Consider the following 25,126-nt stretch of genomic DNA (forward strand, 5'->3'; position numbering starts at 1 on the left):
GACCAGGAGAACTAACCATGCGTAACGTTAAAAGCGTAGCCTTCATCCTCAGCACCGCAGCCCTGCTGTCGGCTTGCTCGACCCCAGTAAAAGTGGCAGAACCAGCACCAGTGGTGGAAAAGCCAGTTGAAGCGGCCAAGCCAGTTGCCGACACCCGCCCAGTGGCCCCAGTACAAACCGCTTCGATCGACCCGCTGGACGATCCAAAAGGCGTGCTGGCTCAGCGTTCCGTATACTTCGACTTCGACAGCTATGTCGTGCGTGAAGACGGCAAGCCAGTGGTGCAGAACCACTCCGGCTACCTGACCAAGAACGCCAAGCGTTCGATCCTGATCCAAGGCAACACCGACGAACGCGGCGGCGCAGAATACAACCTGGCCCTGGGCCAGAAGCGCGCTGAAGCCGTCCGTAAAGCCATGACCGCCCTGGGCGTACCAGAAGGCCAGATCGAAGCCGTATCGCTGGGCAAGGAAAAGCCAAAAGCAGAAGGCCACTCGGAAGAAGCATGGGCGCAAAACCGCCGTGCCGATATCGTCTACAAGTAATTCCGTAGTCTTAGTATGGCAACACACGGGGCGGCGCGCAGTTTATACTGCGCCCTGCCCCGTTTCTATTTTGAAAGCGCAATGCACATGACGACACTGACCAAATTCCGCCTGCGTTCCGCCGCCGCCGCCGCCGTGCTGGCCGCCACCGCCTTGCTGCCGCTGCACGCCAGCGCCGCCCTGTTTGACGACGACGAAGCGCGCAAAGCCATCCTCGACCTGCGCGCCAAGGTGGAAGCCATGCGTGCCGAGCTGAACGGCCGCATCGACAGCAAAGCCGACAAGTCCATCGCGCTGGACATCAACAACTCGCACGAGCAGACCATGAGCGAAATCGCCAAGCTGCGCGGCTCGCTGGAAGTGCTGGCCAACGAACTGGCCAACACGCAAAAGCGCCAGAAAGATTTCTACGTCGACCTCGACGCCCGCCTGCGCAAGCTCGAGCCGCGCCAGGTCACCATCGACGGCAAGACCGCCGCCGTGGACCCGGCCGAGCAAAAAGCCTACGACGCGGCCATGCTGCTGTTCAAGGCCGGCGACTTCAAGACCGCCGCCGTGGCGCTGGCCGAATTCGTGCGCCAGTACCCGGAATCGGGCTACGCGGCCAACGCGCAGTACTACCTGGGCACCACCTACTACGCGCAGAAAGACTGCAAGGCGGCCATCCTGGCGCAGCAAGTGGTGGTGAAAGCCTATCCGGACAGCCCGCGCGCTCCGGAAGCCATGCTCAACATCGCCAGCTGCCAGACCGAGCTGAAAGCCGTCGCCAACGCCAAGAAGACGCTGACCGAGCTGCTCAGCAAGTACCCGGACAGCGAGTCCGCCGGCACGGCGCGCGAGCGCCTGAAAGCCAAATAAGCGGCCTGCGGCCACAGTTGATGCTCAAGAGCATTTGACAGGACGGCGGGACACCCCTATAATCTTGCTTCTTTCGGGGGTCGTTAGCTCAGCTGGTAGAGCAGCGGACTTTTAATCCGTTGGTCGCAGGTTCGAATCCCGCACGGCCTACCACTCGAAAGAAGCTAAGGTTTTATTACCTTGGGTCGTTAGCTCAGCTGGTAGAGCAGCGGACTTTTAATCCGTTGGTCGCAGGTTCGAATCCCGCACGGCCTACCAAGATTCATCAAAAAAGCCACCTTCGGGTGGCTTTTTTGTTTTCTGGAATACTTGATGGAGACCGCAAACGAACATCAAAGCGCTGTTTTTTCTTCTCGCCATCTCCACTGCACTATGCTGCCAAGCTGGGGAGCCGCCGCTTGGCGTACCCCTTCCTCAAATTGAGCCACCTGCGGGAACTTGTCCCAAGCCAGCGTGGCCAAAAGACGCATTGGCTGCAGGTGCCGACGGTGTTGCGACAATCGGCATATACGTCACTGCCGAAGGCAGCGTGACCAACACGGTGATCATGCACTCAACAGGGAACTACTCGCTAGACCGGGCCAGCATTAAACAATCTGCAAATTGCCGCCTTGCCGCTGGGAAGTTGGATGGCGAACCGCAAAGCATGTGGGTGTTGATGACCATGATTTGGGCTACGCCCAACGCTAGTGACAACAGCACTCTGCTCCAGAGACATTATCACGCGGCAGAAGAAGGCGACATTGGGGCGCTCTACAGTCTGGCTCAAATTGTCGAAGGAGAGAACAATCTCGCTTCCGCTATCGCAATAATGAAGCAGGCCGCAGAGTTGGGGCATGCTACGGCACAATATGCGCTTGGCTCAATGTATTTAGTCGGCACCAAGTTAGAGCGCAATGAACAGGAGGGGTTGCGCTGGCTCAGGGCTGCCGCAGCACAGAAACACATCATGGCCATCGACCACCTGCGCTTACTCAACCAAAGCCAGATCGAACAATCGCGGAGCCGGGGTAAGAGCTCAACCTACACAACCTCACGATGATAGGTCAAGCGGGGTAAGGAAATAGCGGGGGCAACACCAACGGCATCACTCCGGCGGGGGTAAAAAGACGGGCCCATATTGCCGCCTGCCCCGAAGCGGCATCGCCGCACGGCGCCAGCGAAAAGAACTGGCGGTGGAAGGGCGAACTGCTCAGTTGCGCCGCCGCCAAATCTTCCACGCTGAGTGCTCGCGCAAACTGGTCGCGCAGCATATGGATGGCATTGCACGAAATCGTGAGCCAACACGGCCACGTGACCTATAAGAGCACTTTCATCGAAGGTTACATCATTCATTACTTTCGGCGAAATAGTCTCTTGCACCCACGCAGCTAGTGCATTGCGAAATATCTCCGCACAATGAGCGTCAGCAAACAACCTGTTACCGGGGTGAGTGATGACCAGCGTGCGTGACGTCCCCGTTGCTTCGATCTTCAAGCGCGCAGCTCTGTGCGGCCTATTGCTGCTCGCCGCCAGCGCCGCTCGCAGCGAACCACGGGTTTATATTGATCGCGTTGCGCCCCTTGCCTACAGCGTGAACGGGGTGCAGCAAGGCCTGCTCCATGACTTGATGTCCGAAATGGCGCGCCGCGCGCAATACGCTGGCGCGATTACGCCCATGCCCTTGCTGCGCCAGCGCTTCCTGATCAGCAGCCATGACGATGCGATCGGCACCATTTGGCGCATGGCGGAGAATGAAGACAAATACCGGTGGTGGTGCAAGCTGTTCGAATTCAGCTTCGTCATGGTGGCGGCGCCGGGCAGCAGCGCCGACATTTCATCGATTGAGGCGGCCAAGGACTTGCGCGTGGGCGTTATCCTCGGCTCGCCCGCCGAGGATATGGCCCGCCGCAGCGGCTTCCGCAATATCCAGACCGCCAACAACGCTGTGGCCAACCTGGGCAAACTGGAACTGGGACGCATCGACATCTGGATCGCCGCGCCGCTGGTACTCAAGGCCACGGAAGCGGAAGTTGGCCGCTCACTGGCGACGCTGCGCATAGGCAAGCCAGTGGGGAAAATCGGGCTGTACCTGGCCAGCTCCCACAACTTCGACACCCGGCAAGGAGAGAAATGGAAGGCGGCGTTTGGCTCCATGCAAAAAGACGGTAGCTACGCGCAAATCATGAAGAAATATGGCGTCCCCTTCGACGAAACCGAGCATCACACAGCAAAGCGTTAGTCCTCAGCGTCAAATATTTCGGGCGTGCAGCAAGCGGAACCGGCGTTGTCTCATCTGGTTGTACAATCTCTCGATTGCTTCTTATTCAACGATCCCGAAGGCGTGATGGACATTCAAAAGAGAAATAACGTGCGCGTCAGTGGCAACGGCGACGTCACCATGGTGTTCGCCCACGGCTTCGGCTGCGATCAGAATATGTGGCGCCTTCTTGTGCCCCACTTTGAAGCGCGCTTTCGCGTCGTGACATTTGACCTCGTTGGCAGCGGCGGATCTGATCTGTCGGCCTACGACGAAAACAAATACGGCGTTTTGAACGGCTACGCTGCTGACCTGCTGGAGATACTGGACCAGTATGCTTCGGGACCAGTCATCATGGTCGGCCATTCCGTCAGTGCCATGATCGGCCTGCTGGCCACCATCGAAGCGCCGCAACGCTTTCTGGCCCAGCTCATGATTGGTCCATCGCCGTGCTATGTGAACGACGGCGATTACGTCGGCGGCTTCGAACAGGAAGACATTGACGACCTGCTGGCCACCGTCGAAAGCAATTATTTAGGCTGGTCGAGCGCCATGGCGCCGGCGATAATGGGCGCGCCGGAACAGCCGGAACTGGGCGCCGAATTGACGAACAGCTTCTGCCGCACCGATCCAACCATCGCCAAACACTTCGCCCGCGTCACCTTCCTGTCCGACCATCGCGCTGACCTGCCAAAGTCGCTGGTGCCGGCGCTGATAGTCCAGTGCAGCGACGACCTGATCGCACCTCTGGCGGTAGGTGAATACATGCATCGGGTCCTTCCACGCAGCACTTTATCGGTGATCGACAATGTCGGCCACTGTCCGCACCTGAGCTCGCCGAGCGCCAGCAGCGCGGCCATGGAAAGCTTCCTCGCATCCCTGGCACGCTAGCGGTGGAACGTCCTCACCTCACTGACGAGCGACTTTACGACAGAGCGGCGTGCGGACTGCTGCTGACCGACGAGAACGGGCTGATACGCCGCTGCAACCAAACGTTTTGCGGTTGGGTCGGCTTGCCAGAAAGCGCGCTGGTCGGCACACGCCGCATCCAGGACATGTTCACGATGGGCGGCAAGGTATTTCATCAAACCCATTTGCTGCCGCTGCTGCAAATGCAAGGCTCGGTCGCCGAAGTACAGATCGACATCCGGCATGCTGATAGGTCGGTGCTGCCTACCCTGATCAATATCTTCCGGCGCAAGGAAGGCGGTCTCATTATCGATGAGATTGCCGTCTTCATTGCCACTGACCGGCGGGCGTATGAGCGGGAGTTGCTGCACGCGCGGCGCGCCGCCGAGGCGTCGCTGCTCGCGCTGGAGGAAACGCAGAAGGCGCTGCAGCAAAATCGGGATGAGCTCGGTCGTGCGAATGCCGAACTGGCGCGCGCGGATCGCCAAAAGGATGAATTCCTTGCCACGCTCGCGCACGAACTGCGCAATCCGCTGGCGCCGCTGCGCAACGTGCTGGAAATCTTCAAGCTCAAGCCGCTCAACGATCCTCAGCTGGTCAGGGCACGTGAAGTGTTCGAACGCCAGATGCAGCAGATGTCGCACCTGGTCGACGACCTGATGGACATTTCGCGCATTACGCAAGGACGGGTCGAACTGCGGCGCGAGCGCATCAATATTGCGGAGCTGATGCGCCAGGCGGCTGAAGCTTCGCAGGCGCTGATCGATGCCAGCGCGCACCGGCTGCATATGACCTTGCCGGACCATCACTTGCTGGTGGATGCCGATCCCACGCGGCTGACGCAGATCATGACCAACTTGCTCAACAATGCCGCCAAATACACGCCGGAGGGCGGATCCATCTGGTTCGATGCGGCTGAAGAAAATGGCCAGGTGGCCGTCCGCGTCCGCGACTCCGGCATCGGTATCGCGGCCGATCATCTGGCAAATGTGTTCACGATGTTTTCGCAGCTTGAGCCTGCACTTGCGCGATCGCAAGGCGGCCTTGGTATCGGGCTGGCCCTGGTCAAGGGATTAGTCACACTGCATGGCGGCACGATCGATGTGTTCAGCGCGGGCGCAGGCTGCGGCAGCGAGTTCGTTCTACGCTTGCCGCTGGCTGAGAAAATCCTGAACAACCTTGCCGGCCCAGCGCAACATTCCGCAACCGCCCCGCAGTCCGTTCCTCCGGCCGTCGAGGCAAGACGCATATTGGTGGTCGACGATAACCGCGACGCCGCCGACTTGCTGGGCATGGTGCTCACCATGCAGGGCTTTTCCGTTACTCAGTACTACGATGGCGCCTCAGCGCTGTCGGCCGGTCCGGCATTTCAACCAGACGTGGTGATCCTCGACATCGGACTGCCGGGTATGGATGGTTACACGATCGCACGCCGCATTCGTTCACAGCCATGGGGCGAGCAAGCCTTGCTGATCGCTGCCACCGGATGGGGGCAGCAGCGCGATATGGAAGCCACAACGGCTGCAGGATTCGACGTGCATATGGTTAAGCCGCTCGACTTTACCGAACTGGGGGAAGTGATAAACAAAGGCCGGCCCCCTGGCTGAGACCGGTAGTTGCGAGATATTCCGCAGATCGCTCGACCGCAAGGGGCCGCATCGCATATACTGGAGAGATACCTGACAGAAGCACGGCGGCGTCAAGCAGGACGGCGCCACTCGCAGACGGGGCTACACCTACCCTTGCTCGCGGCTTCGCCTTCCCACGGCTTACCAAGAATTCAGCAGTCAACGATGGTTATCCGCTTCGGCGCATAACCTTTTTTCACTGCCCTCCTCCGCCATACACTCTACGAAAGACACACCATGAAAAAGACCGGAATGGCGAAAAGCGACGCCAAAAAGCTGATGGGCAAAATGACCGCGCCCGGCGCTGCCGAATTCGGCAAAGTTGCTGAAGTGGTCGACCGCCGCGAGCAGCGCCGCCGCGACCAGGCGCTGGGCCTGGTGCCGTTCGCCACCAAACTGAACGCCGACCTGGTGGCTCAGCTCAACGCCCTGGCCGCTGAGCAAGGCAGCGATGTCGGCACCGTCGTCACAGCCTTGCTGCAAAAGGGCATGGCGAGCTAAGCAGCCAATCTCGGCTAGCCGCGCCAGCAAGCCAGCCTTCGGGTTGGCTTTTTTTTCGGGCAGCAAAAAATTCACTGACTGTGAGCACACGCTGCACCGTTTTTGTGCGATGATCCATTTTGGCCTGACCAATTGGTAATGTTTGCATATTGGTCCAACCAGTTCACAATGGAAGCAACGTCATGCGTCTAGCAGCCGTCTTATTGTCTTGTTCATTGTCCTTGCCAGCTCTCGCGGCGCCCTGCACCAGCGAACTGGGCAATCCCTTCCTGCGCCACTGCCAGGACTGGGCCAGGGGCGTTGAGCAACAGCGCAAGGCGGACCTGGGCAATGGCAGCTACCTGAACCCCATCATGGCCGGCGACCATCCCGATCCCAGCGTGCTCAAGGACGGCGACGACTATTACATGACCTTCTCCTCGTTCGAGGCCTACCCCGGCCTGACGATCTGGCATTCGCGCGACTTGGTGAACTGGGAGCCCATCGGCAGCGCGCTGAAGCAGTACGTGGGCAGCGTCTGGGCGCCCGAACTGACCAAGCACCAGGGCCGCTACTACCTGTACATCCCGGCCAAACTGCCCGGCAACAACAATATCTACGTGATCCACGCCGACAATATACGCGGCCCGTGGTCGGAGCCCGTGGCGCTGGACAATGCGCGCATCGACCCCGGCCACATCGTCGGCGAGGACGGCAAGCGCTACCTGTTCCTGTCGCACGGCGACCGCGTCCAGCTGTCCGACGACGGCCTGAAAATCGCCGGCCCGGTGCAGCACGTCTACGACGGCTGGAAGTACCCGGAAGAGTGGGACGTGGAAGGCTACGCCCAGGAGGGCCCGAAGATGACGCGCCACGGCGAGTACTTCTACATGACGCTGGCCCTGGGCGGCACGGCCGGTCCACCCACCGGCCACATGGTGGTGTCGGCGCGCTCCAAGTCCATCCACGGCCCATGGGAAAACTCGCCCTACAACCCCATCATCCGCACCGTATCGGCGGCGGAAAAATGGTGGTCCAAGGGCCACGCGACACTGGTCGAAGGGCCAGGCAAATCCGGCTGGTACATGATGTACCACGGCTACGAAAACGGCTTCCACGCCCTCGGCCGCCAGGCCTTGCTGGCGCCCATCGAGTGGACCGGCGACGGCTGGTTCAAGGCCGCCGCCTGCGACGCCGGCAAGCCCATCCCCAAACCGGCAGGCGGCAGCGCGGTCCCGCACGGCATGGCGCTGTCGGACGATTTCAGCAGCAATAAATTCGGCCTGCAATGGAGCTTCTTCCGTGGCGGCGTGGATGAAAACAAGCGCGTGCGCTACCGGGGCGGCCTGCTGGAACTGGACGCGAAAGGCGGCTCGCCCGCCGACAGCTCGCCGCTCACCTTCCTGGCCGGCGACCAGGCTTACCAGTTCGAGGTGGACATCGACTTCGACCCCGGCGCGCAGGCCGGCGCCCTGCTGTTCTACAACGACAAGCTGTACGCCGGCGTCGGCGTGAACAAGGACGGCTTCATCCTGCACCGCTACGGCATGGACCAGCCGCGCGGCGCCAAGCCGGCCGGCATGGCCAACAAGCTGCGCATGCGCGTCACCAACGACCGCCACATCCTGACCATCCACACCAGCACCGACCAGGGCAAGACCTGGCACAAATACGGCGTGCAGATGGAAGTGTCCGGCTACAACCACAACACCGCTTACGGCTTCATGAGCCTGCGTCCCGCCATCTACGCCTCCGGGAAAGGCAAAGTCCGTTTCAGCAACCTCGTCTACCGTGCCCTGCCTTAAACTGGAGAACCATGAAGCTGCCTGCCATCCCTAAGTCCGCCCTCGCCCTTGCCCTTGCCATAGGCGCCTGCCCGCTGGCCGCCCTTCCCGCCGCCTCGGCGGCCACCATGGACCGCGCCGCGATAGACGTGCGCGGCTGGGCCGCCGACACCAAGGGCGGCGCCGGCGGCGCCATCGTGCGCGTGACCAATCTGAACGCCGGCGGCGAGGGCTCGCTGGCCGCCGCGCTGGCCACCGACGGCGCCCGCATCATCGTGTTCGAAGTAGGCGGCGTGATCGACCTGCAAGGCGCCAGCCTGCGCATCAGCAAGCCCCATGTCACGGTGGCCGGCCAGACAGCGCCCCATCCCGGCATTACGCTGATACGCGGTGGCCTGTCGGTATCGGCCAGCGACGTCATCGTGCAGCACATCGCCGTGCGTCCCGGCGAAAACGGCAAAGCGAAAAAGAGCGGCTGGGAGGTCGACGGCCTGTCCACCGGCGGCGCCAGCAACGTCATCGTCGACCATTGCAGCTTCAGCTGGGCCACCGACGAGAACCTGTCCGCCTCCGGCGCTCGCTTCAACGGCAAAACGCCGGAAGACTGGCCGAACGGCACCTCGCACCGCGTCACCTACAGCCACAACATCATCGCCGAAGGCCTGCGCAATTCCGCCCACGGCAAGGGCGAGCACTCCAAAGGCACGCTGATCCACGACAACGCCGAACAGATCCTCCTGTACGGCAATCTGTACTCGTCCAACGTCGAGCGCAACCCGCTGGTCAAGGGCGGCGCCAAGGTCGCCGTGGTCAACAACCTGATCCACAACCCGGGCAAGCGCGCGGTCCACTACAATCTGATCGCCCACGAATGGGGCGAGCGTGCGCCGCGCACCGGCGCCGTGACGGTGGTGGGCAACGTGCTGCGCGGCGGGCCGGACACCAGCCCCAAGACGCCGCTGTTCAGCCTGGGCGGCTCGGGCGACGTCAGCCTGTTCATGCAGGACAATATTGCCGTTGACGCCAACGGCGAGCCGCTGCCGATGACGGGCCGCTACACCGCCGACACCGCCCGGGTGATCCAGGCGGACCAGCCCTACCTGCCGCCCGGCCTGGTTCCGCTGCCGGCCCAGGGCCTGGAAAGCGTGATCTACGCCAGCGCCGGCATGCGCCCGTGGCAACGCGACGCCATCGACTTCAAAATCCTGTCCGACGTGGCCGAAGGGCGCGGCAATATTGTCGACAGCGAAGCGCAGTCGTCGGGCTACCCGGCCTACGCGCCCACGCGCAAAGCCTTCCTTGCCGACGAGTGGAACCTGGCGGATATGTCGCCCAAAGCCGGCTGGCTGTCGCTGGTGGTCAAACGGCCATAAGTGTCGGCAGGCCGCCACAGGCCGTCGTTTCCGCCTAGAAAATTGTGCTACGATAGCTGCATTGCACCATTTGCAGCCGTCGTTTCCCGACCTCCGTCACGACACCGTAGCACGCGCCACCTTTCCATCTCCGGCCCCACCCTCGCCGAGCTAACACCTAGTTCAGTACTGCGCACAGCGCAGCAAGGGAAGCCATGAAAACCGCACATTTACGCATCGGCACCAAGCTGGCCCTGGCTTTTGCCGCCCAGATCGCCCTGCTGGCGGCCACCGCCGCTTACGGCTTGAACCGTATGGACCTGATGCAGTCCAACCTGGATGAAATCACCCGCATCAACCAGCGCGAGGCGGCGCTGGCGTCCTCCATGCAGGTGGCGCTGGCCGAGCGCATGGTCGCGCTGCGCAACGCCGTCCTGCTCAGCAAGGACAGCGACATCGCCGCCGAAATCCGCCAGCTTGACCTGGCCGACAAGACGTATTCCGCGCAGCAGGCCCGGCTGCAGAACCTGCTGGCGCAGTCGTCCGCCAGCGAGGAGGAACTGCAGGCGCTGCGCGACGCAGACAACGCCGCCAGCGGCGCCGAATCGCTCATCGAAGACATCATCAGCGCCGCGCAGCGCCACGCCGACAGCAAGGCCACCGCGCTCATCGTCACCCAGCTGGCGCCGGTCCAGGCGCGCTGGAACGCGGCGCTGTCGCGGCTGGCACAAATGCAGACCCAGCAAAACGACGTGGTCGTGGAAGGCAGCAAGGCGGCCGCCGCGCACGCGCGGCTGATGATGGGCGTGCTGGCCGGCCTGTCGGTGCTGGGCGGCATACTGCTGGCCTGGGCCATCACGCGCAGCATTGCCCATCCGATCTCCGTCCTGCTGGGCAGCGTCATGAGCGACGCGGCACGCTGGCGCCAGGACGAAGCCACATTGCCGGGGAAAGGCATGGAGCCATAAACCCCGGCGCCGGCAGGCTAGGCACGGGCTGAGGCCAGCGCCACCGCGTCGGCGCCCGCAGCGAAGCGTAGCTGGCCTGCCGTATCGTTCGCGGCGCGCCAGACCTGCTGCGCCACGTCGGCCTCGGTGGTCACGGCGGCCGGCTGCGTGAATGCGGCGAACACGCTCTGCGCATACGGCGCGTAAGCCTCCGGTATCAGGCCTTCCAGGCGCGCGCCGGTGTTCGCGGTGAAGGCGGTGCCGGGGCCATAACCAGGCTGTACCAGCTTGACCTGCACGCCAAAGCCTTCCAGCTCGAACGCCAGCGACGCGGTAAAGCCCTCCACCGCCGTCTTGCTGGCGGTATAGGCCGCCACCAGCGGCATAGGCGCCAGCACGGCGCTGGAGGTCACGTTCACCACCACGCCCGAACAGCGGGCGCGGAACTGCGGCAGCACGGCCTGCGTCATCGCCATCGTGCCGAAGGTGTTGGTGTCGAAGACTTCGCGCACCGTGGCCATCGGCGTGGCTTCGAATGCGCCAAACAGGCCGATGCCCGCGTTGTTGACCAGCACGTCGATCGGCCCGCTCGCTGCAATCGCCGCCGCAATGCTGGCCGCATTGGTGACATCCAGCGCCAGCACCCGCATGCGTTCGCAGCGCGGCAGCAGGTCCTCGCGCGGCGTGCGCATGGTGGCGATAACGTTCCAGCCCTGGGTGTGGAAGTGGCGCGCGGTTTCCAGGCCGTAGCCCGAGGAGCATCCGGTAATCAGTACGGTTTTCATGTGTGTTTTCCAGTGTGGTTGGGACAGCCGTAACGATAGCGGAGCGGCCCCGGACGAACTACAATGAAGAGTCCATATTTCATTTGCCAGCGTCCAGCCATGAGCGATCCCCTGTCCCAACTGATCTCCCTGTTCCAGCCGCGCGCGGTGCTGTCGAAAGGCATCAGCGGCGCCGGCGCGTGGGCGGTGCGCTACGCGGCATATGGCCAGCCCGGCTTTTGCGCGGTGCTGGAAGGAAGCTGCCTGCTGGCTGTCGACGGCCGGGATACCGTCACGCTGGAGGCGGGAGACTTCGTGCTGCTGCCGGAAACGCCGGGCTTCACCATGTCCGGCTTTGAACCCGCCCTGCCCACGCACATCGCACCAGATGCGGCCGCAGCCGAAGCCGCAACGGGGACGGCGCAGCCCGACGTGCGCCACGGCCGGCAGGACGGCCCGCCCGAGGTGCGCCTGCTGGGCGGCGCCTTTGCCTTCGATTCGCCGGATGCGGCATTGCTGGTGTCGCTGCTGCCGCCGCTGGTGCACGTGCGCGGCGTGGAACGGCTGGCGGTGCTGGTGCGGCTGCTGCGCGAGGAATCGGAAGCAGACCGGCCGGGCCGCGAGCTTGTGCTGGCGCGCTTTGTGGAGGTGCTGCTGATCGAATCGCTGCGGCTGGCCGCCACCGAGCATGCGCCGCCCGGACTGCTGCGCGGACTGGCCGACGAAAGGCTGGCAGCGGCCATGCGGTCCATGCACGGAGAGCCCTCGCGCGCATGGACGGTGGCGCAGCTGGCGAAAGCAGCGGCACTCTCGCGCTCGGCCTTCTTCGAGCGCTTTTCGCAAGCGGTGGGACTGCCGCCCATGGAGTATCTGCTTGCCTGGCGCATGGCGCTGGCCAAGGATATGCTGCGGCGGCGGGACCTGGGACTGGCCACGGTTGCGGAGCGCGTCGGCTACAGTTCGGCGAGCACCTTCAGCACCGCGTTCAGCCGCCACGTGGGTCTGCCGCCCAGCCGTTACTCCCGATTGTATCGCTCTGTGTCCATCCGGCGCATGGACACATAATCCGCCTTTCCCGCCGCAAAACGGACAAACTGCAGCGACACCGGCGGCGTCTAATGGAATCTCCAGCCCGCAATGAAAGGAAACATGATGTCCAGCCTACTCAAACACCTGGCAGCGGCGGCAGCCGTCATCGCAGGCGCGTCGCTCTGCACCGCAGCGGGCGCGCAAACCGCTTCCGAAGCGGGCCGTCCCGCCGCCGTGATCCCGCTCGAATCCGAGCCGGCGCCCAAGCTGATCGCCTACGCGCCGCTGCCGGACGCGCTGGCCAGGGGCGTGGTCATCATCCAGCACCGCACCGAGAATCTGCGCGTGCTGCCCGTGTTCGGCAAGGAGGCCGTGGCCGTGTCGCCCCACCTTGGCCATATCCACGTCACGGTGGATGACTGGAAAGGCACCTGGGCGCATACCAGCACCGATCCGCTCATCCTGGTTGGCCTCACGCCAGGCCCGCACAAAGTGCTGCTGGAGATTGCGGACCCCAGCCACAAAATCCTCGGCAGCCAGACGGTCAGCTTCACCGTGCCTCCTAAGCAAGGGGCCGGCGAGCACGCGCACTGACTGCTCGGCTAAGCGACGATCAAGCCCATCTCCCTGAGCACGGCGGCGGCCTGCGCGTGGGAGATGACGGCGCCACGGAACATTTTGGCGTCATTCAGTTTCAGGCCGCCTATTTCCGCGCTGCGCAGGTCGGCGTTGTCGAAGCGGGACAGCTTGAGGATGGCGTCGCGCAGGCTGCCGCCTTCAAAGACGGCGTCGCGGAAGTCGCAGCCGGACAGGTCGGCATCCGAGAAGTCCAGGTTCTTCAACTCGGCCTTGCGGAAGGAAAAGCCGCGCAGGTCGGCCCCCACCAGCAGGCAGTCCTCGAACGATGCGCCCAGATGGGACACTTCCTCGAACGAGGCGCCGGTCAGCTTGCAGCCGCGATAGCTGGCCGAGGCCAGCTTGGCGCGGCGCCACTTGGTGTTGTTCAGGTCGCAGCCCTGGAATTGCGCGTCCACCAGGTCGGCCGCCTCGAAGTCCGCCCCGCCGGCGCGGCAACGCAGCCATTTCGAATGCGACAGCTTGCAGGCGTACAGCACCGCCTCGCCGAACGCGCAGCGCTCGAAGGTGCAGGATTGCAGGTCCAGGCGCGACAGGTCGACGTCGCTGAAGTCGCAGTTGGAAAAATGGCGGACGGAGAGGGCCAGATGCTGTTCCAGCTCCTCGCGGCTCAAGCTGGCGTCGGATATCGTGGTGGCAGGGGCGAGCGGATTCATAAGGCGTTCTGGTTGGACGGCAAGGTGGAGCCGCCGAGTATGCGCGCCTCCCGCAAAATTAACCAGTCTAGCCAGAACGCCGGATTTCTGAGCAAATCCGGTGTGCGCCGTCTTAGCGGTGCGGCAACGAACTGAGCAACAACTCAGGTATACGCCCGGCCCAGGCTGGAGCCATTTGCAACTTCTTCAAACAGGACGCCAAATAATCCGAATCACTCAGCCTTTGGATAGCTTGGCTGTAGGCGGCATCAATACTTTGGCCGTATGGCGTGCGTGCCTTGGTCCAAGCCTCGTCGGGAATAGCTCCCCAGTGCCCAATTAGCATTGCCAAATCAATGGCGTCGCGGCTAAGCGCGGAAAGATCGCCGTACCGGTCGGCATTTGCAAGCAGCTTTTCGGCGTACATGTCCTCACGCGCCAGCGTCGGAACACCAAGCAAGAGATCCATGTTACCGCCAATATTGATCCGTCCCTCGCTAACAATTTCAAATTTTATCGGCACTCCATCAACTCGAACAAAGGTTCGAATTCCATAGCGATCCACGCGCACTTCACGCGCCAGTTCAACAGGCCCAGAAAGCATGGCGCCTAGCGATGTACTACTAATCGTATTGCGCAACGCTCGATACCCGTCTATCGAACTGCATAGGAAGTCGACATCGGCCGATTCCCGGTACTCGCCCAGAGACAGGGTGATTGCAGTTCCGCCACCGAAATAGCAATCGGACTGGGCAAGGAACTCCGCGTCGAGGCAGGCGAGGAATTTGGCGATGCGCTGGTGATGGGGCCGGTCAAACATGCAAGATGCCATGACCGTATTCGCGAGTCAGTCGTTCAACGACAGCGCGCTCCCGAGCGGGCATGGCAGCTTCGTCAACGAAACGCCAATTCCTTTCGTAGAGGTCGAACGCCTCCTCTCCGGTGATCGCATCATGTGGATTGCGGTTCCATGCGATCAGTCGGAGCTGGGGCAAGTCCCCTATGACAAAGGTGTCAGCTGCCGCTTTCATTGATCAATTATGCACCATGCCGTAAGCGTTTTCAAACGAACGCTTCTACTGGAAAGTGCGCGGTGAGCCATGGGCGATGACGATTTTTTGCCCGATCAGGCCGCTGGCGGCGGCCGGACCTAGCGTTTCTTCAGGATGGAGCCCAGCACGCCACGGATGATCTCCCGGCCCACCTGCGAGCCTATGCTGCGGGCGGCCGATTTCACCATCGCTTGCACGGCGGTGTCGCGCTTGCCGGACTTGCCGAACAGGCCGCCCAGCACGTCGCCGAAGATGGAGCTGTCTTCGGCCGGAGCTTGCTGGGACTGCGGCGCCGGCTGGGACTGCGGCGCATCGCCGCGCGTGGTGGCGGCGGGCCGGTCTTGGCCCGTGCGCGCCGTGCTGGCCAGGCGGCTGTTCAGCTGTTCGTAGGCCGACTCGCGGTCCACCGTTTTTTCATAGACGCCCGCCACCACGGAGCCGTCGATGGCGGCCTTGCGCTCGGCCGTATCGATGGGGCCGAGCTGGCTGGCCGGCGGCAGGATGAAGGCGCGCTGCACGATCTGCGGCGTGCCCTTCTCGTCCAGGAAGGACACCAGCGCCTCGCCCACGCCCAGTTCGGTAATCACCTGCGCCACGTCCAGCGCGGGATTGGGGCGGAAGGTTTCGGCGGCAGCCTTCACCGCCTTCTGGTCGCGCGGCGTGTAGGCGCGCAGCGCGTGCTGCACGCGGTTGCCCAGCTGGCCCAGCACCGTGTCCGGAATGTCGAGCGGGTTCTGCGTGATGAAGAACACGCCCACGCCCTTGGAGCGTATCAGCCGCACCACCTGTTCAATCTTCTGCAGCAGCGCTTTGGGCGCTTCGGCGAACAGCAGGTGCGCCTCGTCGAAGAAGAACACCAGCTTGGGCTTGTCCAGGTCGCCCACTTCCGGCAGCTGCTCGAACAATTCGGACAGCATCCACAGCAGGAACACCGCGTACAGGCGCGGCGCGTTCATCAGCTTGTCCGCGCACAGGATGTTGACCACGCCCTTGCCGGCCGCATCGGTTTGCAGCAGGTCGTCGATATTGAGCATGGGCTCGCCGAAGAACTGGTCGCCGCCCTGCTCCTCGATGGCGATCAGGCCGCGCTGGATGGCGCCTATGCTGGCGGCGCTGATGTTGCCGTAGCTGGTCTTGTAGTCGGCCGCGTGGTCGCCCACGTGCTGCAGCATGGCGCGCAGGTCCTTGGTGTCGAGCAGCAGCAGGCCGTTGTCGTCGGCAATGCGGAACACCAGCTGCAGCACGCCTTCCTGCGTATCGTTCAGGTTCAGCATGCGCGCCAGCAGCAGCGGTCCCAGGTCGGACACGGTGGCGCGCACCGGATGGCCCTGCTGGCCGAACACGTCCCAGAACGTCACCGGGCAGCCGGCCCAGTGCGGCGCGTCCAGCTTCAGCGCCGCCAGCCGCTTGCCCATCTTCTCGCTCAGCGCGCCGGGCTTGGCGATGCCGGACAGGTCGCCCTTCACGTCCGCCATAAACACCGGCACGCCGATCTCGGACAGCGCCTGCGCCATCTTCTGCAGCGTGACCGTCTTGCCGGTGCCGGTGGCTCCGGTGATGCAGCCGTGGCGGTTCACCAGGCTGGACAGCATTTCCAGCTCCAGCTGGTCATTCTTCGCAAGCAAAAGGGAGGTCGGCATGATCATTTTCGCAAGTGATTGGAGCAACCATCATACCGCTCTGCCGTGACAATTGAATAGTTTTGCGCATTACGCAACAGGTTACTATCCGTGTGGAAACTTTCCCCCTTCTTGAGTCTCGATCCTATCCTATGACCGACAACGTCTACGCTCCTCCAAAAGCCGAACTTACCCCTATCCATGACATTACTGCCGGCCATCCGTTTTACGTGGTTTCGCAGCGCAAGTTCCTGATCCTGTTCTTCGCCACCGTCGGCATGTACCAGGTGTTCTGGCATTTCAAGAACTGGAACCAGTACAGGCGCGCCAGCGGCGACAGCCTGTGGCCGGTGCCGCGCGCCATTTTCTCGGTCTTTTTTGTGCATGCGCTGCTGCGCAAGGTAACGGCCCGCGCCGAAGACCTGGGCCAGGCGCCATGGAACTACCGCAGCACCGCCTGGCAGCTGGTTGTGCTGCTGCTGGCAAGCGCGATGCTGGAACAGCTGGTCAAGTCCACCGTGGGCGCCACCATTGCAGCCATGTGCCCGCTGCTGATCCTTGCGCCGATGAGCTTGTGCTACCTGGCCGCACAGGAACACATCAACGCCGCCTGCGGCGATGCGCAGGGCCAGGGCAACGACCAGCTCACCACCGCCAACATCGTCTGGTGTGTGATAGGCGCGGTGCTGTGGCTGTGCACGCTGATCGGCGTGTTCGCCAAATCCTACCTGCAGCAAACCTGACGGCTCAGCCGCACACGCGGTTGCGGCCCTCGTTCTTGGCGCGGTAAAGCGCCGTGTCCGCCTCAAGGATGAGGCCGTTGATCGACGTGCCGTCCGCAGGAACGCAGACCGTCACGCCCAGGCTCAGCGTCACCACCGGGCTGACCGGCGAGGCGGGATGGCTGATGGCCAGCGCCTCGCAGGCGGCCCGCAGTTCTTCGGCGACGGCCAGCGCGGCTGCTTGCTCCATGCCCGGCATCAGCAGCACAAATTCTTCGCCGCCATAGCGCGCCGCCAGGTCGCCCGCGCGGCGCGCGTGGTTGAGGAAGACGTTGGCCACCGCCGCCAGGCAGCGGTCGCCCTCCTGGTGGCCCAGCGCGTCGTTATAGGATTTAAAGCTGTCGATGTCGGCCATCACCAGCGCCAGCGGCGTGCGGCTGCGGCTGGCGCGCTTCCATTCCTCGGCCAGCACTTCGTCAAAGCGGCGGCGGTTGGCCAGCCCGGTCAGCGCGTCGACAAAGGACAGGCGCGACAAATGCTCGTTGGCCTGCTTCAGCGCCTCGGTCTTTTGCGCCACCAGGCGCTCCATCTCCGCATGCCGGGCGCGCAGATGGCGCACGCGCAGACGGAACAGCAGGTACACGCCGGCCGCCAGCGCGCTCAGCATCAGTCCCGCGAACCAGAAGGTCTCGTAGAAGAAGGGCTGCACCGTAATGGCCAGCACCGGCCCGCCCTCGCTCCAGCTCTTGCCGTCTATGCTGGCGGCGATGCGCAAACGGTAGCTGCCGTGCGCCAGCGCCGGGAACGACACTTCCCGGTTCTCGCCGGCGTCGATCCAGCGCGGCGCCAGTCCTTCCATCTGGTAGCGGAAGCGCGCCCGCTCGGCGTTGAGCAGGGTCTCGGCGCGGTACTGGATCGCCAGCGTGACCGGCCCCGGCGGCAAGGCCAGCTGCGCCGCCAGCGGCTGCACGGCGCCGTTCACCGTCACGCGCTCCAGGCGCACCGCAGGCGGCTGGCCGTTCTCCGGCAGATGGCGCGGGTCCACCAGCACCAGCCCCTTGGCGGACGGCAGCAGCAGATTGCCCAAGCCGTCCATGGCGCTGGTCGGCTGCAGCCCGCCGGCGAAGGTGGTGCTGCGCAGGGAGTCGCCCGGACCGAAGCCGGCCGAACTCACCCTGGCCAGCCGCCCTTCGGCAAACGCATCCAGCTCGCTGCGCGCCACGCGGTGGAAGCCGCGGTTGCCGCTGATCCAGAAATAACCCTGGCCGTCCTCCAGGATGCTCAGGCAGGTGCCGTCCCACAGCCCGTCGGCGGGACGGATACTGCTCAGTTGATGGCCGCGCATGCGGTTCAGCCCGTCGCCATTGCTGCCTATCCACAAGCTGCCGGCCTTGTCCTCGTACAGCGACATGATCCAGTTCGACAGCAGGCCGTCGGCCGCCGTCAGTATCTTGAACACGCCTTCGCGGTAGCGCGCCAGGCCTTCGCCGGTGGTGCCGAACCACAGCGTGCCGTCCTTGTCCTGCAGGATGGACGACACGCCGCCGGACGGCGCCCCAGGCGTGCGCAGCGGCGCAAAGACCTTGCCGTCCAGCCGCGCAATGCCGGACTGCGTGCCGGCCCACACCACGCCCTGCCTGTCCTGGTACAGCACCCGCACTTCCGAACTGGGCATGCCCTGCGCCGTGCCGTACACGGTGACCTTGCCCTGCAGCAGGCGCGCCGCGCCGCCGGTGTACGTGCCTATCCACAGCGCACCGTCGCGGTCTTCCATCAGGCTGGAGATTTCCTCGCTGGGCAGGCCGTCCTTTTTGCCCAGCACGGTGATGCCGGCCGCGTCGACGCGGTTCAGGCCGCCGCCGGCGGTGGCCACCCAGGTCACGCCGTTGCGCCCTTGCAGCACCGAGCGTACATTGTCGTGCGACAGCCCTTCCGGCACGCCCAGCACGCCGAAGGCGCGGTCGCGCAGCCGCACCAGGCCGCTGACCCAGGTGCCGACCCACACGCTGCCCTCGTGGTCGGTATGGATGGACCAGATATGGTCGCCCGCCAAGCCGCCGCTGGCGGCGATGGCGCTGAAGCGCTCGCCCACCATGCGCACCACGCCGCTGCCCCAGGTGCCTATCCACAGCGTGCCGTGCCGGTCGCGCGTGATGCCGGTCAGCTGGTCGGTCGGCAGGCCGTCGGCCACGGTGTACACCTTGATCTTGCCGTCCTTCACGCGCGCCAGTCCGCCGCCCGCCGTTGCGGCCCACACGCCGCCGTCCGGATCGGCCAGCACCGAGCGCACTTGCAGATGGGGGAAGCCGTTGGCCGGGTTCAGCACCGTGAAGCGCCCGCCCGAGAACGACACCAGGCCGCCGCCCGAACTGGCGATCCACAGCACGCCGTCGCGGTCGAAGGCCAGTGCGCGCAAACGGTCGGTGGGCAGGCCGTCGGCCTCGCGGTAATACCTGGTCACGCCTTTGGCCCAGCGCACCAGCCCGTTGCTGGTGGCGGCCCACACGGCGCCGTCCGGCGCCTGCGCAAACGCCCACACGCGCTGGTCGCCGAGCTGGCCGGCGGAAAACATGGGTTTGAACTTGCCGTCGCGGTAGATGGCCGCGCCTTTGTTGTGGCCTATCCACAGATTTTTCTGGGCGTCCTGCATCAGCCCCAGCACCGGCTGGGACGCCAGGTCGGCGAATTCGGAGGCATCGAAGGTGGTGAAGCGGGCGCCGTCGAAGCGGGCCAGCCCGCCCAGCGTGCCCACCCACAGATAGCCGTCGCTGGTATGGGCCAGCGCCGACACGGCGTTCTGCGGCAAGCCCTGCTCTATCTGCCAGCCGTCCAGGCGGAACTGGCTGAGCGCCTTGTCCTGCGCGGACGGCATCAGCACGGCCGGCAACGTCGCGGGCGGCGCCGCAGGCTGCGCCGCCACGGCGCCGCCGCCCAGCCCTGCGCCCAGCAGCGCCGCCACGTAAATCCATGCCAATAAGAAACGCAAACCAACTCCTTTGTCGATTGCGCAACATGATACCGTACCATGGCTGCCGAGACAAAAACAATGCCCTGGTGCATTGCCGCACGGCTACAGTAGAATGGGAAGGACCAATGCCGGAGATACCGAAAGTAAAAGAATGATGGTGGGCCGACTCTCCTTCCGCCGTGCTGTGCTGGCGCTGCTAATGCTGGGAACTCTGCCTGCGCGGGCAGACGAGGCAGCACGCCTGAACATCGTCACCGGCGACCTGCCGCCCTACGCCATCGAAGGCCAGCCGCAGCGCCCCGGCCTGCATGTGGAAGTGGTGGAGCAATTGCTCAAGCGCGCCGGCAATCCGGTCAAGGTATCGTTCTACCCCTGGGCACGCGCCATCGCGCTGGCCCAGCATGCGCCGCACACGGCCATCCTGCCGCTGACCCGCACGCCCGAGCGCGAAGCGCAATACACCTGGCTGGTGAAGCTGGACACCCAGCATTTCGTCTTTATCAACCGCCAGGGCGACAAGCCCATCACCACGCTGGAGCAGGCCCGCAAGCTGCGCATCGTGGTGCTGCGCGGTTCGCCCAACCTGGCGCAACTGCTCAGCCGCCAGTTCAGCGAAGCGCAGATCGTGCAGGCCACCAAGCTCGAGGACATGGTGCGCATGGTCGAGCGCGGCATCGTCGACGCGCTATACGGCGGCAACGTCATCAATATGGAAAAGATACGCGCAAGCGGCCGCAATCCCGCCAGCTTCCAGACCGGCATGCTGGTGGAATCGGCCGACATGTGGCTGGCCGGCGGCAAGGATTTCGGCGAGCACGAAGCGGGCGCCTGGCGCCAGGCCTACGAGGACATGGCCAAGGACGGCGCCCTGCTCCGCATCTACCGCAGCTACGGGCTGCCCATGCCGCCGGCCAGCCCGCATTGAACGCTTAGCGCACCGTCGCCGACACCACTTTCGCCTGGCTCATCGTGCCGTCCGCCATGCGTTGCGCGGGCATTCGCATCAGCACTTCGCCGCCGGCGTCGCCATCCGGCTTCAGCTCCAGCGTCACCTTCAGGGAACGGTCCAGCGCGACGAAGGAATTGGGCGAAGCGGCAACCAGTTTGCGCGGGCCTTGCTGGTCGATCTCGGCATACAGCGCCGTGCCGGCGTTGCCGTACTGGCGCAGATGCAGCATCTGGCCATTGGACAGCGTATAGCTGCCACGGAAGGCGCCGCTCTGGTCACGGTCCATATGCAGCGGCAAGGCTGGCAGTTCTATCTTCAGCGCGCGGCCGGGAATCTGCACCGACTCGTCTGCCTGCTGTGCATAGGCGCCCAGAGACGCCACCCCCAGCAGCACTGCCAGAATAATTTTTTTCATGATCAGGCCCATCCTTAGTATTCGTTCGGTTCAAAAAAGGTTGCAAGGCCAGCCAACACTTGTTTTGTGGCCGGTTCAAACACTGTATGCAATGCGTGCAAGCCAGACAACGGACTTCGGATAAACGGCATTTTCGCGGGGATGAAATGCAGTTAAGCGGGCATGGTTTGCTCAGCGGCCCCGGCATCAACAATCACAAAGATGATCCGGCAAGCAGGCACAACCGAAGCGCCTGCCGCTATCATCTGGTGCGTATCCACAGCTGGGGTTGCTATGAAAATTTTTGTGCGCCACGCACTCGCCGCAGCCCTGCTGGCGCAGGCCGCCGGGCTTGCCGCCGGGGCCGGCCCCTCGGCCACAGGGGGCCTGCGGCCCAATCTGGAAGGCCGCGTGCAGCAGGCGCTGCGCTACCGGCCGGACGGCCAGGACTTCGTCATCGACAACGGCGCCGAGTTCTTCAACCGCTCGCTCTACGGCGGCAACACCGCCTTCCGCGCCGACGGCGGCGACAAGCCCGAATTCCTGCTCTACCTGCCCGGCCGGGGCGGCAACCTGCGCCTGGCCGTGCGCACCGCCGTCGGCGCGGTGTGGCTGCACCAGGCCGCCGCCATCATCACGCGCTACCGTCCCGGCGAACTGCGCTACGAGATACGCGACCCGGCCTTCGGCCCCAACGGCGTCGTCAGCATCGTGGCGCTGGCCTACGCCCGCACCGAAGGGCTGATCGTGCGCACCGAAGCGCAAGGACTGGACGCGGGCGCCGAACTGGTATGGGCCTACGGCGGCGTGACCGGCGCGCGCGGCGTGCGCGACGGCGACATCGGCACCGAGAAAGTGCCCATCAGTGAATACTTCCAGTTCAAACCCGAACACGCCAGCGGCAACCGCATCACGCTGGACGGCGAGGGCTATACCCTGGCCAGCAGGGCCGGCCTTATCGCAGGCGTGGCGCCGGCCGGCAGCACGCTGCGCATAGCCGACGGCGCGCAGTGGAACGCCCTGCCCGCGCTGCTGGCGCCGCAGTCCGCCGCTGTGCCTGCGGCTCCGGCTCCGGCCGAAACTGCCTCGCCCATCGTCCTTGGCCGCGTGCCGCTGCTGAATAACGCCCCCTTGCTGCTGTCGCTGCAGCGCCTGCCGGGCGGCGCGCCCGCGCAAGACCTCGACCAATACAAGGCCGTTACCGCAGGCAAGCCCGCCGCCGCGCCGAAAAAAACCGTCCCGCTCGACCCGCAATACGCGCGCAGCCAGCTGCCCGCGCTGTTCGCCGAAACGCAGCAGCACTTCGCCGCGCTGCGCAGCACCGTCAGCATCGACACGCCGGACCCCTACTTGAACGCCGCCGTGGGCGCGCTCAACGTCGCCGCCGACGCGCTGTGGGACGAGGCCGACCAGGCCATCATGCACGGCGCCATCGCCTGGCGCACCAAGCTGCTCGGCTGGCGCGGCCCGTATGCGCTGGACGCGCTGGGCTGGCACGCCCGCGCGCGCAGCAATCTGGACGCATGGACGCCGCGCCAGAACACGCAGCCCGTCCCGGACCGGCTGCCCGGCGCGGACGCCGCCTCCAACCTGGCGCGCAACGAGGCCGGCCTGCACTCCAACGGCGACCTGTCCAACTCGCACTACGACATGAATATGGTCTTCATGGATGCGCTGTTCCGGCACCTGCTGTGGACCGGCGACGTGGAGTATGCGCGCGCCGCGTGGCCGGTGATAGAGCGCCACCTGGCCTGGGAGCGCCGACTGTTCCGGCGCGAATTCGGCCCCGCCAGGCTGCCGCTGTACGAAGCCTACGCCAACATCTGGGCCAGCGACGACCTGTATTACAACGGCGGCGGCGCCAGCCACGCATCGGCCTACAATGTGTACGCCAACCGCAGCGCGGCGCGCATCGCCCGCCTGCTGGGCAAGGACGCGCAGCCCTACGAGCGCGAGGCGGAGCTGATAGCGCAAGCCATGCGCGCCCACCTGTGGATGCCGGAGGAAGGCGCTTTCGCCGAATACAAAGACCTGCTGGGCGCGCAGCTGCTGCACCCCAGCTACGGCCTGTGGAGCTTCTATCACACCATCGATTCCGGCGTGCCCACGCCGCAGGAAGCGCAGCGCATGGCCGCCGCGCTCAAGCGGCGCCTGAAGCCCATCCCGGTCAGCGGGCCGGGCGTGCCCGCAGACGCGGCCTACCACGTGCTGCCCACCAGCGACTGGATGCCCTACTCCTGGTCCATCAACAACGTGGTGATGGGCGAGAACCTGCACACGGCGCTGGCGCTGTGGCAGGCCGGCAGTGCCGGCGAGGCCTTCCTGCTGGCGAAAAGCGCGCTGCTGGCCAGCATGTATATGGGCATCTCGCCCGGCAACGTGGGCAGCATGAACTACCTGGACGCCTACCGCCGCGAATCCCAGCGCGACTTCGCCGACGGGGCAGGCGTCATGTCGCGCGCCATCGTGGAAGGCCTGTTCGGCGTGGCGCCGGACGCGCTGGCCGGCACGCTCACCGTGCGCCCCGGCTTCCCGGCGTCATGGAACCACGCGCGCCTTGCGCATCCCGACCTGGGATTGGACTTCACCCGCAGCGGCAAGGCCGAACGGTGGACGGTCACGCAGTCCGCGCCGCGCTTCCGCACCGTCACGCTGCGCATTCCGCAGGCCTACCAGCGCGTGCAGCGCGTTACCGTCAACGGCGCGCCCGCAGCGTGGCGGCGCGATCCCGCATCCCTGGGCCAGGCCGCGCTGCTGATCGAAGCACCCATGGCGCGCGAGACGGCCATCGCCATCGAGTGGGCAGGCCAGAGGACCGTGGCGGCAGCTACGGCCAACGCTGCGGCGACAGGTGCTTCCGCGCTGCCGCCCGCAACGGACTGGAACACGGACAAGCGCGGCGCAAGCCTGGAAACCGTCAGCCTTGCGCCCTATTTCAACGACAAGGTGCAGGACATCTTCGCGCCCGGCAAATACCAGTCCCCACGCTCGCCCCATGTTTCGCTGTCGCTGCCGGCGCAAGGCATAGGCGCCTGGGCCGGCCACGTCAACGCCACGGCGGAAATAGACGACAGCGGCCTGCGCGCGGCGGCAGCGGCCAACGGCGGCTTGCTGCGCATGCCCAACGGCGTGCCCTTCGCCACACCGGCCGGGGCGCAGGCGCACAACATCGTCTTCACCTCGCAGTGGGACAACTATCCGAAGTCAGTGGAGATCCCGCTGGCGGGCAAGGCGCGCCAGGCCTGGCTGCTGATGGCCGGCTCCACCAACTTCATGCAGAGCCGCATCGACAACGGCGAAGTGCTGGTGCACTACGCGGACGGCACGTCCGCCCGGCTGGCCTTGCACAACCCTGTCAACTGGTGGCCCATCGAGCAGGACTACTTCATCGACGACTACCAGTTCAGCCGCCCGCAGCCAGTGCCGCCGCGCGTGGACCTGAAAACCGGGGCGGCGCGCCTGCAAAGCAGCGGCGGCGTGGTTCCCGGCGGCGCAGCGACGGCGCTCGCCATCTCGCTCGATCCGAAGAAACCCTTGCGCAGCCTGACCCTGCGCACGCTCAGCAACGACAGCGTGATCGGCCTGATGAGCGTGACGCTGGAGCGTCCATAAACGG

22 protein-coding genes and 2 tRNA genes are annotated in these 25,126 nt (G+C 64.6%); 18 read left to right on the forward strand and 6 right to left on the reverse strand.

Going from position 1 to position 25,126, the window contains the following annotated elements; genetic code table 11:
* Positions 1-17: 17 nt before the first annotated feature.
* The 12 genes from pal (at position 18) to AC07S4_RS24575 (ending at position 10,763) form a co-directional block, all read left to right on the forward strand.
* The gene (gene pal / locus AC07S4_RS24520; RefSeq protein ID WP_494989094.1) at positions 18-545 is read left to right on the forward strand and encodes a peptidoglycan-associated lipoprotein Pal; all 528 of its coding nucleotides are present in this window, start codon (positions 18-20) and stop codon (positions 543-545) included.
* An 87-nt stretch (positions 546-632) separates the two neighbouring features.
* Positions 633-1,403 carry a tol-pal system protein YbgF gene (gene ybgF, locus AC07S4_RS24525; protein ID WP_494989095.1) on the forward strand — a complete coding sequence of 257 codons (771 nt, stop codon included), beginning with the start codon at positions 633-635 and terminating at the stop codon, positions 1,401-1,403.
* Positions 1,404-1,480: 77 nt separating this feature from the next.
* Positions 1,481-1,556: transfer RNA gene (locus tag AC07S4_RS24530), tRNA-Lys, on the forward strand.
* A gap of 29 nt (positions 1,557-1,585) precedes the next feature.
* A tRNA-Lys gene (locus AC07S4_RS24535) sits at positions 1,586-1,661 on the forward strand.
* Positions 1,662-1,821: 160 nt separating this feature from the next.
* Positions 1,822-2,445: a TonB family protein gene (locus AC07S4_RS24540; RefSeq protein ID WP_494989181.1), complete on the forward strand. Its 624-nt coding sequence runs from the start codon at positions 1,822-1,824 to the stop codon at positions 2,443-2,445.
* A 393-nt stretch (positions 2,446-2,838) separates the two neighbouring features.
* A complete protein-coding gene (locus tag AC07S4_RS24545; RefSeq protein ID WP_494989096.1) occupies positions 2,839-3,624 on the forward strand; it encodes a substrate-binding periplasmic protein in 786 nt (261 codons plus the stop codon).
* A 105-nt stretch (positions 3,625-3,729) separates the two neighbouring features.
* Positions 3,730-4,533, forward strand: coding sequence for an alpha/beta fold hydrolase (locus AC07S4_RS24550; RefSeq protein ID WP_494989097.1), 804 nt, complete (start codon positions 3,730-3,732; stop codon positions 4,531-4,533).
* Positions 4,534-4,535: 2 nt separating this feature from the next.
* Complete coding sequence (locus tag AC07S4_RS24555; RefSeq protein WP_494989098.1) at positions 4,536-6,158, forward strand: ATP-binding protein; 1,623 nt, start codon at positions 4,536-4,538, stop codon at positions 6,156-6,158.
* 258 nt (positions 6,159-6,416) lie between these two features.
* Positions 6,417-6,680: a hypothetical protein gene (locus tag AC07S4_RS24560; protein WP_494989099.1), complete on the forward strand. Its 264-nt coding sequence runs from the start codon at positions 6,417-6,419 to the stop codon at positions 6,678-6,680.
* 221 nt (positions 6,681-6,901) lie between these two features.
* Positions 6,902-8,464, forward strand: a complete 1,563-nt coding sequence (locus AC07S4_RS24565) for a family 43 glycosylhydrolase (RefSeq protein WP_494989100.1) — start codon at positions 6,902-6,904, stop codon at positions 8,462-8,464.
* 11 nt (positions 8,465-8,475) lie between these two features.
* On the forward strand, positions 8,476-9,816 hold the full coding sequence (locus AC07S4_RS24570) for a pectate lyase family protein (protein WP_494989101.1): 1,341 nt from the start codon (positions 8,476-8,478) through the stop codon (positions 9,814-9,816).
* 194 nt (positions 9,817-10,010) lie between these two features.
* Positions 10,011-10,763 carry an MCP four helix bundle domain-containing protein gene (locus AC07S4_RS24575; RefSeq protein WP_494989102.1) on the forward strand — a complete coding sequence of 251 codons (753 nt, stop codon included), beginning with the start codon at positions 10,011-10,013 and terminating at the stop codon, positions 10,761-10,763.
* A gap of 17 nt (positions 10,764-10,780) precedes the next feature.
* Here AC07S4_RS24575 and AC07S4_RS24580 read toward each other — a convergent pair whose 3' ends face one another.
* Positions 10,781-11,527 carry an SDR family oxidoreductase gene (locus tag AC07S4_RS24580; protein ID WP_494989103.1) on the reverse strand — a complete coding sequence of 249 codons (747 nt, stop codon included), beginning with the start codon at positions 11,525-11,527 and terminating at the stop codon, positions 10,781-10,783.
* A 99-nt stretch (positions 11,528-11,626) separates the two neighbouring features.
* On the opposite strand from AC07S4_RS24580, the gene AC07S4_RS24585 reads away from it, so the two are divergent.
* Together AC07S4_RS24585 and AC07S4_RS24590 are read left to right on the forward strand one after the other, a co-directional pair.
* Positions 11,627-12,571 carry an AraC family transcriptional regulator gene (locus AC07S4_RS24585; protein ID WP_494989104.1) on the forward strand — a complete coding sequence of 315 codons (945 nt, stop codon included), beginning with the start codon at positions 11,627-11,629 and terminating at the stop codon, positions 12,569-12,571.
* 84 nt (positions 12,572-12,655) lie between these two features.
* Positions 12,656-13,129, forward strand: coding sequence for a DUF6130 family protein (locus AC07S4_RS24590; protein ID WP_494989105.1), 474 nt, complete (start codon positions 12,656-12,658; stop codon positions 13,127-13,129).
* Between the two features lie 8 nt (positions 13,130-13,137).
* Here the strand turns inward: AC07S4_RS24590 and AC07S4_RS24595 are convergent, their stop codons facing one another.
* Positions 13,138-13,827 (reverse strand): pentapeptide repeat-containing protein, encoded by a 690-nt coding sequence (locus AC07S4_RS24595; RefSeq protein ID WP_494989106.1) that lies wholly within the window; start codon positions 13,825-13,827, stop codon positions 13,138-13,140.
* 112 nt (positions 13,828-13,939) lie between these two features.
* A complete protein-coding gene (locus AC07S4_RS24600; protein ID WP_494989107.1) occupies positions 13,940-14,626 on the reverse strand; it encodes a nucleotidyl transferase AbiEii/AbiGii toxin family protein in 687 nt (228 codons plus the stop codon).
* A 10-nt stretch (positions 14,627-14,636) separates the two neighbouring features.
* Here AC07S4_RS24600 and AC07S4_RS24605 point away from each other — a divergent pair, with 10 nt between their 5' ends.
* A complete protein-coding gene (locus AC07S4_RS24605; RefSeq protein WP_494989108.1) occupies positions 14,637-14,840 on the forward strand; it encodes a hypothetical protein in 204 nt (67 codons plus the stop codon).
* 116 nt (positions 14,841-14,956) lie between these two features.
* Here AC07S4_RS24605 and AC07S4_RS24610 read toward each other — a convergent pair whose 3' ends face one another.
* Positions 14,957-16,498 carry a helicase HerA-like C-terminal domain-containing protein gene (locus tag AC07S4_RS24610; protein ID WP_494989109.1) on the reverse strand — a complete coding sequence of 514 codons (1,542 nt, stop codon included), beginning with the start codon at positions 16,496-16,498 and terminating at the stop codon, positions 14,957-14,959.
* Positions 16,499-16,629: 131 nt separating this feature from the next.
* On the opposite strand from AC07S4_RS24610, the gene AC07S4_RS24615 reads away from it, so the two are divergent.
* Complete coding sequence (locus AC07S4_RS24615) at positions 16,630-17,220, forward strand: hypothetical protein (protein WP_494989110.1); 591 nt, start codon at positions 16,630-16,632, stop codon at positions 17,218-17,220.
* Between the two features lie 4 nt (positions 17,221-17,224).
* Here AC07S4_RS24615 and AC07S4_RS24620 read toward each other — a convergent pair whose 3' ends face one another.
* Positions 17,225-20,185 (reverse strand): ligand-binding sensor domain-containing diguanylate cyclase, encoded by a 2,961-nt coding sequence (locus AC07S4_RS24620; protein ID WP_494989111.1) that lies wholly within the window; start codon positions 20,183-20,185, stop codon positions 17,225-17,227.
* A 181-nt stretch (positions 20,186-20,366) separates the two neighbouring features.
* Here AC07S4_RS24620 and AC07S4_RS24625 point away from each other — a divergent pair, with 181 nt between their 5' ends.
* The gene (locus tag AC07S4_RS24625) at positions 20,367-21,092 is read left to right on the forward strand and encodes a substrate-binding periplasmic protein (protein WP_494989112.1); all 726 of its coding nucleotides are present in this window, start codon (positions 20,367-20,369) and stop codon (positions 21,090-21,092) included.
* 4 nt (positions 21,093-21,096) lie between these two features.
* Here the strand turns inward: AC07S4_RS24625 and AC07S4_RS24630 are convergent, their stop codons facing one another.
* Positions 21,097-21,531 carry a hypothetical protein gene (locus AC07S4_RS24630; RefSeq protein ID WP_494989113.1) on the reverse strand — a complete coding sequence of 145 codons (435 nt, stop codon included), beginning with the start codon at positions 21,529-21,531 and terminating at the stop codon, positions 21,097-21,099.
* A gap of 273 nt (positions 21,532-21,804) precedes the next feature.
* Here AC07S4_RS24630 and AC07S4_RS24635 point away from each other — a divergent pair, with 273 nt between their 5' ends.
* Positions 21,805-25,122, forward strand: a complete 3,318-nt coding sequence (locus tag AC07S4_RS24635; protein ID WP_494989114.1) for a DUF4450 domain-containing protein — start codon at positions 21,805-21,807, stop codon at positions 25,120-25,122.
* The last annotated feature ends 4 nt before the right edge of the window (positions 25,123-25,126 follow it).

The sequence above is a fragment of the Pseudoduganella sp. GW821-FHT05F09 genome, from assembly GCF_059419605.1.